The following is a 13,953-nucleotide window of genomic DNA, read 5'->3' on the forward strand; positions in this document are numbered from 1 at the left end:
TGCTTCGGCGCCCCGGAGCCGAACCGGGCCCTAGGAGACGCGATCGATGCGGGCCATGGCGTCCTCCGCGCCGTACGGCTGGAGATAGGGGAGCCAGCGCGGGTCCCGGTGGCCGGTGCCGATGATCCGCCAGGCGAGGCCGGTCGGCGGGGCGGGCTGCTGGTGGAGCCGCCAGCCCAGTTCCCGCAGGTGGCGGTCGGCCTTGACGTGATTGCAGCGGCGGCAGGCCGCCACCACGTTCTCCCAGGCGTGCTGGCCGCCCCGGCTGCGCGGCACGACGTGGTCGACGCTGGTTGCGACGCCACCGCAGTACATGCAGCGCCCGCCGTCGCGGGCGAAGAGGGCTTTGCGGGTCAGAGGAACGGGCCCCCGGTAGGGGACCCGTACGAACCGCTTCAGGCGGACCACACTGGGTGCGGCGACGACGCGGGTCGCACTGTGCATGAAGGCGCCGGATTCCTCGAGGCAGATGGCCTTGTTCTCCAGGACGAGGACGAGCGCGCGGCGGAGCGGTACGACGCCGAGGGGCTCGTACGACGCGTTGAGGACCAGGACATGCGGCACGGATGCCTCCTATAACGCCGGCGGCGCGTGGCTCGCGCCGGGACGATCTGCTCTCAGTCTCTCCTCATGCCAGGTCGAAGCGCCACCACGTACCGGTAACGGGCCCGGAGTGTTTTCGACCACACCCCGATCATCCCCAGGTGAGACGCAGCTCTCCCTCGAACATGGCAACGAACCCCCCTTAACGCCCCGTTAAATGTAATTGGTCCGCTTGTCCATCCTGGAGGTTCCCGCCGTGCTCAGGTCCGCCCTTTCGGCTGCCGACCCCACACCCCGCCCGGTGACGCTCGACGAGGCCGCGAAGCAGGCCGGCGAAGCCGCGGGCTGGGTGGAGCAGAACTGGTCCACCTGGCTCAGCACCGGTCTGCGCATCCTGCTGATCCTGGTCGTGGCCGTCGTGCTGCGCCATCTCGTCCGCAGGGCGCTCACCAAGCTCATAGAACGCATGAACCGCAGCGCCCAGGCCGTGGAGGGCTCCGCCCTGGGCGGGCTGCTGGTGAACGCGGAGCGGCGCCGGCAGCGCTCGGAGGCCATCGGCTCGGTGCTGCGCTCGGTCGCCTCGTTCCTGATCATGGGCACCGCCGGGCTGATGATCCTCGGCGCGTTCAACGTCAATCTGGCGCCGCTGCTCGCCTCGGCCGGTGTGGCGGGCGTGGCGATCGGTTTCGGCGCCCGGAACCTGGTCACGGACTTCCTCTCCGGCGTCTTCATGATCCTGGAGGACCAGTACGGCGTCGGCGACGCGGTGGACGCGGGCGTGGCGTCCGGCGAGGTGATCGAGGTCGGGCTGCGGGTGACCAAGCTGCGCGGCGACAACGGGGAGATCTGGTACGTCCGCAACGGCGAGATCAAGCGGATCGGCAACCTGAGCCAGGGCTGGTCCACGGCGACCGTCGATGTGACGGTGCACCCCTCCGAGGACCTGGACCGGGTCCGGACGGTGATCACCGAGGTCGGGGAGGCCCTGGCCAAGGAGGAGCCGTGGAACGAGCGCCTGTGGGGCCCGGTGGAGGTGCTGGGCCTGGTCGAGGTGCTGCTGGACTCGATGACCGTCCGGCTCGCCGCCAAGACGATGCCGGGCAAGTCCCTGGGCGTGGAGCGCGAGCTGCGCTGGCGCATCAAGCGGGCCTTCGACGAGGTGGGCATCCGCATCGTGGGCGGGCTCCCGGCCGCCGCCGGCGACGAGACGGCCGCGGACCCGACCGCCGGGATGGCGGCCCCCTCGGCGTTCGCCTCGGCGACCTCGCCCCAGTCCGTCGCGGCGACCCCGCTGAACCCGCCGCCCAACCTCACCAAGTAGCCACCGCGCCCCGAGGGGCGACGCACGCGCGCGTGGGCGCCCCCGCCGGACCGGCGGGGGCGCCTTCGCCGTTCCGGGGCGGGCGCCTTCGCCGTTCCGGGGCGGGAACCGGTGGCTCGTACGAGGACGGCCCTCGACCGGCTCGACCCGGCTCGACCCGGCTCGCGGCCGGGCCCTTGACCGGTTCTCGGGCGCGGCCTACCGTCGGCGGCGAACAACAGGAAAGTTTCCTGACAATCGGCAGGTGACCCGCGTGACCCCGCACGGCCCCGTCCCCGGCACCCCGCGCGTCCTGCGGGCCATGAACGACCGCGCCGCCCTCGACATGCTGCTGGAGCACGGGCCGCTGTCCCGCACCCGGCTCGGCGGGCTGACCGGGCTGTCCAAGCCGACCTCGTCGCAGCTCCTGGCGCGGCTGGAGGCGGCCGGGCTGGTGGTGGCGACCGGGACGGCGGAGGGGCGGCCCGGCCCGAACGCCCAGCTGTACGGGGTCAACCCCGGCGCCGCCCACGCCGCCGCCCTCGACGTCACCCCCCGGCGCGTCCGCGCGGCGGTCGCCGACCTGACCGGGGCGGTCGTCGGCACGTACGAGCTGCCGACCCCCGCGCCGGCGTCCGTGCCCGCCTCCGTGTCCGCTTCCGATGGGGCGGCGCCCGGGGACGTCGTCCGGCAGGTGGCCGGCGCGCTGGACGGCGCCGTCGCGGCGGCGGGCCTCACCCGGGACCGGGTGCGGCGGGTGGTGATCGGCACGCCCGGCGCGTTCGACCCGTCGACCGGGCGGCTCCGGTACGCCGCGCACCTGCCGGGCTGGCACTCCCCCGCGCTGCCGGCGGAGCTGGCGGAGGCGCTGCCGGCACCGGTCGCGTACGACAACGACGTCAACCTGGCGGCGGTGGCCGAGCAGCGGCTGGGGGCGGCCCGGGGGCACGACGACTTCGTCCTGCTGTGGAACGAGGAGGGCCTGGGCGCCGCGCTGGTGCTGGGCGGGCGGCTGCACCGGGGCTTCACCGGCGGCGCCGGCGAGGTGGGCTTCCTGCCCGTGCCGGGAGCGCCGCTCGTGCGGAACGTCACCCGGGCGAACAGCGGCGGCTTCCAGGAGCTGGCCGGCGCCCGCGCCCTGACCCGGCTGGCCCGGGCGTACGGCATCGGGGACGTGCCGGACGGCGAGCCCGCCGGGGCGGCGGCGGAGCTGGTGCGGCGGGCGGTCGCCGCCGGACCCGGACCCGGCCCGTACGCCCGGCTGCTGGACGCCTTCGCCACCGGCCTCGCCACCGGGCTCGCCGCGCTGGTCGCGGTCCTCGACCCGGCCCTGGTGGTGCTGTCCGGCGGGGTGATCGCCGCCGGGGGCGAGGAGCTGCGCGGGCGCGTCGAGGGCGAGCTGGCCGAACTGGCCGCGTCCCGGCCCCGGCTGGTGCTGGGCGCCGTGCGGCGGGACCCGGTGCTGCGGGGCGGGCTGGAGAGCGCGCTGGCCGCCACCCGGGACGAGGTGTTCGACACCTCCCGCTGAGACCGCGACCCGGCGATCCGACGGTCCGAGACCACGAGACGAGACCACGAGCGCGACCACGAGACGAAGGCACGAGCGAAGCCACAAGCGAAGGGCTGAGGCGCATGAAGCTGGCGGTGGTGGGGGGCGGTTCGACGTACACCCCCGAACTGGTCGACGGGTTCGCGCGGTTGCGCGACACCCTGCCCGTCTCCGAGCTGGTCCTGGTGGACCCGGCCGCCGACCGGCTGGAGCTGGTCGGCGGGCTGGCCCGCCGGATCTTCGCCCGGCAGGGGCACAGCGGCCGGATCACGACCACGTCCGACCTCGACGCGGGTGTGGACGGCGCCGACGCGGTCCTGCTCCAGCTGCGCGTCGGCGGGCAGACGGCCCGCGAGCGCGACGAGACCTGGCCGCTGGAGTGCGGCTGCGTCGGGCAGGAGACCACCGGCGCGGGCGGGCTGGCGAAGGCGCTGCGCACCGTGCCGGTGGTGCTGGACATCGCCGAGCGGGTGCGCCGGGCCAGTCCGGACGCCTGGATCATCGACTTCACCAACCCGGTGGGCATCGTGACCCGGGCGCTGCTGGAGGCCGGGCACCGGGCCGTCGGGCTGTGCAATGTGGCCATCGGCTTCCAGCGGAAGTTCGCCCGGCTGCTGGGCGTCGCCCCGGACACCGTGCACCTGGACCACGTGGGGCTGAACCACCTGACGTGGGAGCGGGCGGTACGGCTCGGCGGCCCCGACGGCGAGGACGTGCTGCCCGGGCTGCTCGCCGCCCACGGCGACGCCGTCGCCGCCGACCTGCGGATGCCGCGCGCCCTGCTGGACCGGCTGGGCGTCGTCCCCTCGTACTACCTGCGGTACTTCTACGCGCACGACGAGGTGGTGCGCGAGCTGGGCGGCAAGCCGTCCCGGGCGGCGGAGGTCGCCGCCATGGAGCGGGAGCTGCTGGCGCTGTACGGCGACCTGGCGCTGGACGAGAAGCCGGAGCTGCTCTCGCGGCGCGGCGGGGCCTTCTACTCGGAGGCGGCGGTGGACCTGGCGGCGGCGCTGCTGGGCGGCGGCTCGGCCCCGCGTACGCAGGTGGTCAACGCGTACAACCGGGGCACCCTGCCGTTCCTGCCGGACGACGCGGTGATCGAGGTGCCGGCCGTGGTGGACGCCTCGGGCGCCGCGCCGCTCCCGGTGCCCCCGCTGGACCCGCTGTACGCGGGGCTCGTCGCGGGCGTCACCGCCTACGAGGACCTGGCGCTGGACGCGGCGCTGCGCGGCGGGCGCGACCGGGTGTTCCGGGCGCTGCTGGCGCACCCGCTGGTCGGGCAGTACGCGCTCGCCGACGGCCTCACCGACCGGCTGATCGCCCACAACCGGGAGCACCTGCCGTGGGCGTGACGGCGGCGGTCCTGGCGATCGACGCGGGCAACAGCAAGTCGGACGTGGCGTTCGTCGGCGCGGACGGCACGGTCCTCGCCGAGGCGCGGGGGGCGGGCTTCCAGCCGCCGCGGGTGGGCGTGCCGGCCGCGGTGGACGTGCTGGGGGCGGCCGTCGCCTCGGCGCTGGCGGGCGCGGGCGGGGCGGTGACGGGCGCCCGGCACGTCTCGGCGTGCCTGGCGAACGCCGACTTCCCTTCCGAGGAGGCCGAGCTGGCCGAAGCGCTGCGCACGCGCGCGTGGGGGCGGACGGTCGAGGTCCGCAATGACACGTTCGCCGTGCTGCGGGCGGGGGTGGACGAGCCGCGGGGCGTCGCCGTGGTGTGCGGGGCGGGGATCAACTGCGTGGGCATGCTGCCGGACGGGCGCACCGCGCGGTTCGCGTCGGTGGGGCGCATCTCCGGTGACTGGGGCGGGGGTGCGTTCCTCGCGGAGGAGGCGCTGTGGTGCGCCGCGCGGGCCGAGGACGGGCGGGGCGGGCCGACGGAGCTGGCCCGTGCCCTGCCGGCGCACTTCGGGCTGGGGTCGGTGTACGCGCTGGTCGAGGCGCTGCACCTGGGGCGGATCCCCGCCGGGCGGCGGCACGAGCTGGTGCCGGTGCTGTTCGCGGTGGCCGCGGCGGGCGACCCGGTGGCGCGGGCCCTGGTGGAGCGTCAGGCGGAGGAGGTCGCCGCGCTGGCGGGCGTCGCGCTGGAGCGGCTGGGCCTGCTGGACGCGGAGGTTCCGGTGCTGCTGGGCGGCAGCGTCCTGGCGGCGCGCCACCCGGACCTGAACGGGCGGGTGGCCGGTCTGCTGGCGGCCAGGGCGCCCGGCGCTGAGGTCCGTGTGGTGACGGCCCCGCCTGTGCTGGGCGCGGCGCTGCTGGGTCTGGATGCCGTGGGGGCGCCCCCGGAGGCCCGCGCGCGGCTGCGGGCCCACTACGCGCGGGGAACCATCCGGGGCCCGGCGGCGTATTCAGGTGGGGGGCCGAGGGGCGCGCGGTGAGGGCGGGGGCGAGGGGCGACCGGCGGGCGGAGACGCACAAGATCGAGTCAACTCTGGTGTGAACACCGGCCCCTTTGGCCATACTGCGGTGAGCGACCGAGGGGGAGGTCACGTGACGTACGCACCACAAGCGCCGGCCGCGCCGCCCGTACCGGGCGCGCCGCCGCCCGTCCTTCCCCCGCCGCCGCCCGCCCCGCCCGCCGGGCCGCCGGAGGGGCGCGGGGCGTGGGCCGAGGTGCTGGCGGCGGTGCGGGCGGCGGTGACGACGGAGCCGGGGCGGCTGCGGGTCCTGGGCGCCGTACTGGCCGCGCTGGTCGTGCTGTTCGGGGCGGTGACCGCCGCGGAGGTGTCCGGCCGGGCGGAGGCGGCCGACGACGTCCTGCGGCGCAGCCAGCCGCTGAGCGCCGACGCCGCGGACATCTACCGGTCGCTGGCGGACGCGGACACGGCCGCGGCGAGCGGCTTCCTGGCCGGGGCGAAGGAGCCCCCGGAGGTCCGCGCGCGGTACGAGCGGGACATCACCACCGCGTCGCGGCTGCTGGTCAAGGCCGCGACGAACACGGACGGTTCGTCGTCGTCCGCCCGGGACCTCGCCACCCTCAACGAGTACCTGCCGCGCTACACGGGCCTGGTGGAGCGCGCCCGGGCGGCCGACCGGCAGGGCCTGCCGCTGGGCGGCGCCTATCTGCGGTACGCCAACCAGCAGATGAGCACCCGGCTGCTGCCCGCCGCCGAGCGGCTGTACGAGGCGGAGACCGCGCGGCTCGGGCGGGACGACCGGGAGGCGCGGGCGTGGCCGCTGCTGTCGCTGGGCACCGGGATCGTGGTCCTGGCCGTCCTGCTGTGGGTGCAGCGCCGCGCGTACCTGCGCACCAACCGGGTCTTCAACCGGGGGCTGCTGGCCGCGACCGCGGCGACCGCGGTCGTGCTGCTGTGGCTGGCGGGCGGGCACACGATGGCCCGGTCCGGGCTGACGGAGGCCGGGGAGCACGGGCAGGCGTCGCTGGACGTGCTGAACGAGGCCCGGATCACCTCCCTGAAGGCGCGGGCCAACGAGAGCCTGACGCTGGTGGCGCGCGGCGCGGTGCTGACCGACGACGGCAGCGGCGACAAGTACGAGACCGCGTACGGCGCGGACATGGGCCGGCTGACCACCGCCCTCACCGAGGCGGGCCGGCTGGCCGACGACGAGGCGGGCCGCGGGCCGGTGGCGGCGGCCGTGGAGCAGGTCGGCGAGTGGAAGCTGCGGCACACCAACGCCCGGGAGACGGACAACGGCGGCGACTACGAGGCGGCCCTGTCGCGGGTGATCGGCGTCGAAGGGTCCACCGGGGAGTCGTTCGACCGGGTGGACGCGGCCCTGGGGCGGGCGCTGGCGCACGAGCAGGGCGAGTTCGCCCGGGCCGCCGAGGACGGGCGCGGGGCGCTGGCCGGGCTGCCCGCCGGGGCGGCGGCCCTGGCGGTGGCGGGCGCGGCCGGAGCCGTGATGGGCGTCAACCGCAGGCTGTCGGAGTACCGGTGAGGGTGAGGGGAGGCGCGATGAGGGACGACCAGCGGACGCCGGGGGCCGGTCCGGACCTGCCCGGCGGCTCCAGCCCGCAGGACGCCGGGCCGTCCGCGGCGGGGCAGGGCACGGCGTACGCCGCGGGGAGCGGTACGGCGTACGCCGCGGGAAGCGGTACGGCGTACGCCGCGGAGAGCGGTACGGCGTACGCCTCCGAGGCCCGCGCTGCCGAGGGCGACGCACCGGGGGCCGGGCGGCGACGGCCTTCCGTGGGCGGGGGCGCCGCGGGGAGGGGGGCGGGGCGCCGCCGGGGCCGGGGCGCCGGCCGGGCGCGGCCGCGGCTGCGCGGGTGGGGCGGGGTCGCGGCGATGGCCGTGGCGTGCGGGCTCACCGCCGTCCTGACCCTGGTGCCGCTGTCCCACGCCACCCTGGGGGCGGCCGAGCCGTCCGGCGCTGGCAGCGCCGTGCCGGCCGCGGCCGGCACCTGCGAGGACCCGGAGGCGTCCCTGCCGCCGTCCTCCGCCGACGGGCCGGCCGTCGACGCCATCAAGGCGCGCGGCAAGCTGATCGTCGGGGTGGACCAGAACAGCTACCGCTGGGGCTACCGGGACCCGGCCACCCGCAGGCTGGAGGGGTTCGACATCGACCTGGCCCGGGCCATCGCCGAGGACCTCCTCGGCAGCCGGGACGCCGTCATCCTCCGCGCCGTCCCCACCAACCAGCGGATCGCCGCCCTGGAGAACGGGACGGTGGACCTGGTGGTGCGCACCATGACCATCAACTGCAAGCGCGCCGCGCAAGTCGCCTTCTCCACCGCCTACTTCCAGGCCGGGCAGCAGGTCCTCGCCGCCGAGGAGTCCACGATCACCGGCTACGACGCCTCCCTCCGGGGCAAGCGGGTCTGCTCGGCGGAGGGCTCGACGGCCTACGAGGCGCTGGAGCGGCAGTCGTTCGGGGCGGTGTTCGAGGACGAGCACGACGGCGGGCCGGACGACGAGGACGTCCTGACCGTGCCCAACCAGCTCGACTGCCTGGTGCGGCTGCAGATGGGCGAGGTCGACGCGGTGGTCACGGACAACGCGCTGGCGGCCGGCCAGGCCGCGCAGGACCCGGCCGTCGCCCTGAAGGGCAGGCCGTTCACCACCGAGTACTACGGCGTCGCGGCGAAGCTCGGCAACGACGACCTGGTACGGCGGGTCAACCAGGTGCTCGTCGACTACCGGAAGGGCGCCTGGACGAAGGCGTACGACCGGTGGCTGCGGCCCGTCCTGCCGGGCATATCCGGCCCGCCGGCACCGAAGTACCGCACCGGCTGACCGCACCGACTGACCGCAGGCACGACGGGAGAGGTGATCGATGGGCGTCACGGGGCCTCCTGGGCCGGTGATGGACCGGGACGAGGTGGACCGTGCGCTGGCGCGGCTGGAAGCGGAGCACAAGGCGGTCGAGGACTCGCTGCTCGCCCTCCAGGACCACGCGGGCCGCCGGCTCCTCGAAGGCGCGGGGCTGACCGGCACCACCAAGGAGCGGTGGGCCGGCACCGAGCGCTCGATCACCCTGCTGTGGACGTACTTCGACGCGTACACGGCCGCGCTGGACGAGGCGCGGGCGGTACGCGCGCGGCGCCGGTGGCCCGGCCGCGAGGAGCTGGCCGAGCTGACGGACCGGCTGCGCGGCGAGAGCGTCACCGTGTCGGGCACCGCGTCCCTGGCGGAGCGCTTCACGCTGGAGCGGCTGGTGGAGCGGATGAACGAGCTGTACGCCGGCTCGCTCGACACGGTGGTCACGGCGGACGCGGTGTGGTCTGCGCTGCCCGCGCGGATAGACCTGCTGGCGGCCGAGCTGCGCCGTACCCGGTCGCTGGCGCACTCGGTGGGCGTACGCCCCGGGGAGCACCCGGCGGGGGACGACCTGGAGGCCATCACGCACGAGCTGACGACGCTGCGGGAGCAGGTGGTGACCGACCCGCTGGCGTTCTGGCGGCCGGCGGCGGGCCATTCGGCGCCCGGCGGCGGGCGGCCCGACACCGACCGGTACGACCGGGCGGCCCGGGCGCTGGAGGACGTGCGCCGGGAGATCGAGGCCGTGCTCCAGGTGCGGCAGGACTCGGAGACCCGCCTGCTGCGGCTGCGGGACCTCCTGTCGCGGGCCGACCGGACGCTGGCGGAGGCGCGGGCGGCGCGGGGCGAGGTGCTGGCGAAGATCGCCGCGTCGGAGGTGCCGGTGGTGAACGGCCCGCCGACCGCCCTCCAGGAGCGGCTGGCGGCGGCCGCCGAGCACCGCCGGCACGCCCGCTGGCACCGGCTGTCGCCGCTGCTGGAGGCGCTGGAGCGGGAGGCGGAGGAGGAACTGCTGCGGGCCCGCGAGCAGTTGACGGCGGTCACCGCGCCGCTCGCGGTCCGGGCGGAGCTGCGCGGCCGGCTGGACGCGTACCGGGCGAAGGTGGCCCGGCACGGGCTGGCGGAGGACCCGCTGCTGATCGAGCGGTACGACGCGGCGCGCCGGATGCTGTGGAGCGCGCCGTGCGACCTGCGGGTCGCGGAGGAGGCGGTGCTGCGCTACCAGCGGGCCGCCGCCGAGGCCCTGGCGGGGCAGACGCCTCCGCCGGCCGGGGGGAGGGGGAGCGAGTGACGGAGTGTCAGCGGCCGGGGTGCGACGGCTCGTACGAGGACATGGGCGGCGGCGAGCTGTACTGCGGCACGTGCGGGCTGGCGCCCGTGGTCTCGCCGTCCGGCACGGTGTCGTCGCCGCCGACGGGGGTCGCGGAGCGGTCGGCCTCCGGGTCCTCGCCGTCGTCGTCGCCGTCGTCGTCACCCTCGGCGGCGACGTCCTCCCCGTCGTCGTCGCGTTCGTCGTCGCGGTCGTCGCGGTCGTCGCGGCGGTCGGTGTCGGGGCGGCTGTCCCGGTCGCTGTCGGGCGGCCCGGGGTCGGCGCCCTCGGTGTCGGTGCGCTCGGTGTCGGTGCACGGCTCCGGGGCGTCCACCGGTCGCTCGGGGCGGGGCAGGCTGGGCGCGGGGCTGGTGTCGGTCCCGGCCGTGCCGCGCCCGGACCCCCGGTCGGTGGTGATGGCGGAGCCGGAGGTGCCGGAGCGGAAGCGATTCTGCTCGCGGTCGGACTGCGGCGCGCCGGTCGGCCGGTCGCGCGGGGACCGGCCGGGGCGCACGGAGGGCTTCTGCACCAAGTGCGGGCACCCGTACTCCTTCGTGCCCAAGCTGCGCGCCGGGGACGTCGTGCACGGCCAGTACGAGGTGGCGGGCTGCCTGGCGCACGGCGGGCTCGGCTGGGTCTACCTCGCCGTGGACCGGGCGGTGTCCGACCGGTGGGTCGTCCTCAAGGGCCTGCTGGACACCGGTGACCAGGACGCGATGGCGGCGGCGATCTCGGAGCGCCGGTTCCTGGCCGAGATCGAGCACTCCAACATCGTCCGGATCTACAACTTCGTGGAGCACCTGGACCAGCGCACGGGGTCGCTGGACGGCTACATCGTCATGGAGTACGTCGGCGGCAAGTCCCTGAAGGACATCGCCAACGAGCGGCGCGGGCCGGACGGCCGGCGCGACCCGCTGCCGGTCGAGCAGGCGTGCGCGTACGGCATCGAGGCCCTGGAGGCGCTGGCACACCTGCACGGCCGCAACCTGCTGTACTGCGACTTCAAGGTCGACAACGCGATCCAGACCGAGGACGAGCTCAAGCTCATCGACATGGGCGCGGTGCGCAGGATGGACGACGACACGTCGGCCATCTTCGGGACGGTCGGCTACCAGGCGCCCGAGGTGGCCGAGACCGGCCCGTCGGTCGCGTCCGACCTCTACACGGTGGCGCGGACCCTCGCGGTGCTGACGTTCGACTTCCAGGGCTATACGAACGTGTTCGCCGAATCGCTGCCCGACCCGGACCACATCGAGGTCTTCCGGTCGTACGAGTCGTTCTACCGGCTCCTGGTGCGGGCGACGGACCCGGACCCGGCGCGCCGGTTCGCCTCCGCGCAGGAGATGGCGGACCAGCTGACGGGCGTGCTGCGGGAGGTGGTCGCCCTCCAGACGGGCCGGCCGCGCCCCGCCCTGTCGACGCTGTTCGGGCCGGAAGTGCGGGTGACCGACACCGAGTTGTTCGCGGTGGCGGACGGCGACGTCTCGGAGCTGGGCGCGCGGGAGGTGCCGAAGGGCCTCGCCCTGTTCGGCCGCGGCCGGTCCGGGGCGGTGCCCGCCCCCGGGGTCCCGCCCGCCCCGGGCACGGCGGCCGGCGCGGTGCCCGCCCCCGGCGCGGTGCCCGCTCCCCGCGCGCAGGCGGGGCCCGGGTCCGGGAAGCCGGGGTCCGGGGAGACGGGGTCCGGGGAGGCGGGGTCCATCGAGCCCGGGTCCGGGGCCGGCGCACCGGGGAGGCCGCTGCTCGCGCCGCTCGACGCGCGCGCCACCGCGCTGGCACTGCCGGTGCCGCACGTCGACCCGGGCGACCCCAACGCCGGTTTCCTGGCCGGTCTGCTGACCTCCGCCCCGGCCGAGCTGATCACCGCCCTCCACGCCGCGCCCGCGGCCTCCCTGGAGCTGCGGCTGCGGGAGCTGCGCGCCCGGCTCGACATGGGCGACGCGGGAGCGGCCGGGCGGCTGCTGGCCACCCTGGAGACCCAGTACCCGGACGACTGGCGGGTGGTCTGGTACCGGGGCCTGACGTCGCTGGCGTGCGGCGACGACGAGAGCGCGGCGGTGGCGTTCGACGCCGTCTACGACGCCTTCCCCGGCGAGCAGGCGCCGAAGCTCGCCCTGGGCGTCTGCGCCGAGCTGCTGGGCCAGCTGGACAACGCCGCCGAGTACTACCGCCTGGTGTGGGCGACCGACCCGGGCCACGTGAGCGCCGCCTTCGGCCTGGCCCGGGTGCGGCTGGCCGCCGGTGACCGGGCGGGGGCGGTGGCCGCGCTGGAGTCGGTGCCCGAGGCGTCGATCCACTACACGGCCGCGCGTGTGGCGGCGGTACGGGCCCGGCTGCGGCACCGGTCCGCCCGGGAGCCGCTGGCGGGCGACCTGGCGGCGGCGGCCGACCAGGTGTCCGCGCTGCGGCAGTTCGGGCTGGACGCGGTGCGCCGCGAGCAGTTGTCCACAGAGGTGCTGGGGAAGGCGCTGGACTGGGTACTCTCCGGTAGTCCCGGAGCGGGTGCCTCGCGGCCCCCGCTGCTGGGCAGCGATCCCGACGAGCGCGGCCTGCGCTCCGGACTGGAACGCTCCTACCGGGTGCTCGCCCGGCTCGCTCAGCGGGGCGAGGAGAGGATCGACATGGTGGAGCGGGCCAACCGCTACCGCCCCCGGACATGGGTGTGAATGATGGCGCAGAGGCACCAGCTCTCGGCCTGCCCCAGCTGCGAGGAGCCGCTGGAGTCGGGTGACCTGTACTGCGGTGCGTGCGGGTACGACCTGTCGGCCGTACCGCCGCCGCCGCAGGACCGGCCGACCATGGTGATGGGCTCGCCCGCGGGCGGTGCGGCCTGGTCCGCCGCCGCGGCCGGGCCGGCCCCCGACGGGGCGGCGGTCCGGTTCGACGCCCGCGCCGGGGACGGCGGCGACTTCGAACTCCCGGCCCCCGCGCCCGTACCGCCCCCGTCACCGGCACCCGCGCCGTCCCAGGCACCCCCGCCCTCCCAGGCACCCCCGCCGGCCGCCGGCGACCCGCGGGCGGCCGAGCACACGGCGGCGGCCTCCCCGGGTGCGGGCGGGGGCCGGCTGTGCGTGGCGTGCCGCGCCGGGCGGGTGGACCCCGACGGGTACTGCGAGAACTGCGGGCACGCCCAGCCGCGCGAGCGGGACCACATGGAGGAGGAGCTGAGCGCGGTCGCGGCCGTGAGCGACCGGGGGCTGCGCCACCACCGCAACGAGGACGCGTTCGCCGTGACGTCCACCGCCCTGCCGGACGGTTCGCCGGCCGTGGTGGCGATCGTCTGCGACGGGGTGTCGTCCGCGACCCGCCCCGACGAGGCGTCGGCCGCCGCCGCGTCCGCCGCCCGCGCGTCCCTCGTCGACGCCCTCCCGCGCGGCACGCACCCGCAGACCGCCCTGCACGAGGCGATCGTGGCCGCGTCCGACGCGGTCAACGCCCTGGCGGAGGGCGGCGACGGCGAAGGCGACGGGCAGGACGCCGGGGCCATGGAGCACGACCCGCACCGCCACCGGAACGCCCCGGCGTGCACGCTGGTCGGCGCCGTCGCGGCGGGCGGCCTGCTGGTGGTCGGCTGGGTCGGCGACAGCCGCGCCTACTGGGTGCCCGACGACCGCGGCGGCCCGCCCGCCCGGCTCACCGAGGACGACTCGTGGGCCGCCCAGATGGTGGCGGCGGGCCTGATGAACGAGGCGGAGGCGTACGCCGACGAGCGCGCCCACGCCATCACCGGCTGGCTGGGCGCCGACGCGTACGAACTGGAGCCGCACACCGCCGCGTTCAAGCCGGACCGCCCCGGTGTGGTGGTCGTGTGCACGGACGGCCTGTGGAACTACGCGGAGAGCGCGGCGGACATGGCGCGGGTGGTCCCCCCGGACGCCGCCGACCGCCCGCTGCACGCCGCCCGCGTGCTCGTCGGGCACGCCCTGGACGGCGGCGGGCACGACAACGTAACAGTGGCGGTGGTGCCGTTCGCCGTGCCGCCGGGAGGGGCAGGATCGGCCTGACCGTCTCGCCCCACGACCAACCGCCCGCCCCTG

The 13,953-nt window shown here is 76.4% G+C and carries 10 protein-coding genes; 9 read left to right on the plus strand and 1 reads right to left on the minus strand.

Going from position 1 to position 13,953, the window contains the following annotated elements:
* Positions 1-30: 30 nt before the first annotated feature.
* Entirely contained in the window at positions 31-564 is a 534-nt protein-coding gene (locus ACF08D_RS09945; RefSeq protein ID WP_392222057.1) for an HNH endonuclease, read from the minus strand.
* A 220-nt stretch (positions 565-784) separates the two neighbouring features.
* On the opposite strand from ACF08D_RS09945, the gene ACF08D_RS09950 reads away from it, so the two are divergent.
* The 9 genes from ACF08D_RS09950 to ACF08D_RS09990 all read left to right on the plus strand — a co-directional run bounded on the left by ACF08D_RS09950 (position 785) and on the right by ACF08D_RS09990 (position 13,920).
* Positions 785-1,864 (plus strand): mechanosensitive ion channel family protein, encoded by a 1,080-nt coding sequence (locus tag ACF08D_RS09950; RefSeq protein WP_392222349.1) that lies wholly within the window; start codon positions 785-787, stop codon positions 1,862-1,864.
* 301 nt (positions 1,865-2,165) lie between these two features.
* A complete protein-coding gene (locus ACF08D_RS09955) occupies positions 2,166-3,371 on the plus strand; it encodes an ROK family transcriptional regulator (RefSeq protein WP_392222350.1) in 1,206 nt (401 codons plus the stop codon).
* Between the two features lie 104 nt (positions 3,372-3,475).
* Entirely contained in the window at positions 3,476-4,744 is a 1,269-nt protein-coding gene (locus tag ACF08D_RS09960; protein WP_392222058.1) for a 6-phospho-beta-glucosidase, read from the plus strand.
* Complete coding sequence (locus tag ACF08D_RS09965; protein WP_392222059.1) at positions 4,735-5,766, plus strand: N-acetylglucosamine kinase; 1,032 nt, start codon at positions 4,735-4,737, stop codon at positions 5,764-5,766. The genes ACF08D_RS09960 and ACF08D_RS09965 overlap by 10 nt, the downstream gene beginning before the upstream one ends.
* 112 nt (positions 5,767-5,878) lie before the next feature.
* A complete protein-coding gene (locus ACF08D_RS09970; RefSeq protein WP_392222060.1) occupies positions 5,879-7,288 on the plus strand; it encodes a hypothetical protein in 1,410 nt (469 codons plus the stop codon).
* Positions 7,289-7,539: 251 nt separating this feature from the next.
* Positions 7,540-8,586, plus strand: coding sequence for a glutamate ABC transporter substrate-binding protein (locus ACF08D_RS09975; RefSeq protein ID WP_392222351.1), 1,047 nt, complete (start codon positions 7,540-7,542; stop codon positions 8,584-8,586).
* A 40-nt stretch (positions 8,587-8,626) separates the two neighbouring features.
* A complete protein-coding gene (locus ACF08D_RS09980; RefSeq protein WP_392222061.1) occupies positions 8,627-9,901 on the plus strand; it encodes a hypothetical protein in 1,275 nt (424 codons plus the stop codon).
* Positions 9,902-9,942: 41 nt separating this feature from the next.
* The gene (locus tag ACF08D_RS09985; protein WP_392222352.1) at positions 9,943-12,582 is read left to right on the plus strand and encodes a tetratricopeptide repeat protein; all 2,640 of its coding nucleotides are present in this window, start codon (positions 9,943-9,945) and stop codon (positions 12,580-12,582) included.
* 3 nt (positions 12,583-12,585) lie between these two features.
* Complete coding sequence (locus tag ACF08D_RS09990; RefSeq protein WP_392222062.1) at positions 12,586-13,920, plus strand: PP2C family protein-serine/threonine phosphatase; 1,335 nt, start codon at positions 12,586-12,588, stop codon at positions 13,918-13,920.
* Positions 13,921-13,953: the final 33 nt, after the last annotated feature.

The organism is Streptomyces sp. NPDC015131, from assembly GCF_043079975.1.
Lineage (GTDB): Bacteria > Actinomycetota > Actinomycetes > Streptomycetales > Streptomycetaceae > Streptomyces.

What these genes read in the sequence shown, in the direction of transcription:
- ACF08D_RS09955 (WP_392222350.1), top strand. Translation starts at nt 2,166, where the DNA reads ATGAACGACCGCGCCGCCCTCGACATGCTGCTGGAGCACGGGCCGCTG.
- ACF08D_RS09960 (WP_392222058.1), top strand. Translation starts at nt 3,476, where the DNA reads ATGAAGCTGGCGGTGGTGGGGGGCGGTTCGACGTACACCCCCGAACTG.
- ACF08D_RS09980 (WP_392222061.1), top strand. Translation starts at nt 8,627, where the DNA reads ATGGGCGTCACGGGGCCTCCTGGGCCGGTGATGGACCGGGACGAGGTG.
- ACF08D_RS09985 (WP_392222352.1), top strand. Translation starts at nt 9,943, where the DNA reads ATGGGCGGCGGCGAGCTGTACTGCGGCACGTGCGGGCTGGCGCCCGTG.
- ACF08D_RS09990 (WP_392222062.1), top strand. Translation starts at nt 12,586, where the DNA reads ATGGCGCAGAGGCACCAGCTCTCGGCCTGCCCCAGCTGCGAGGAGCCG.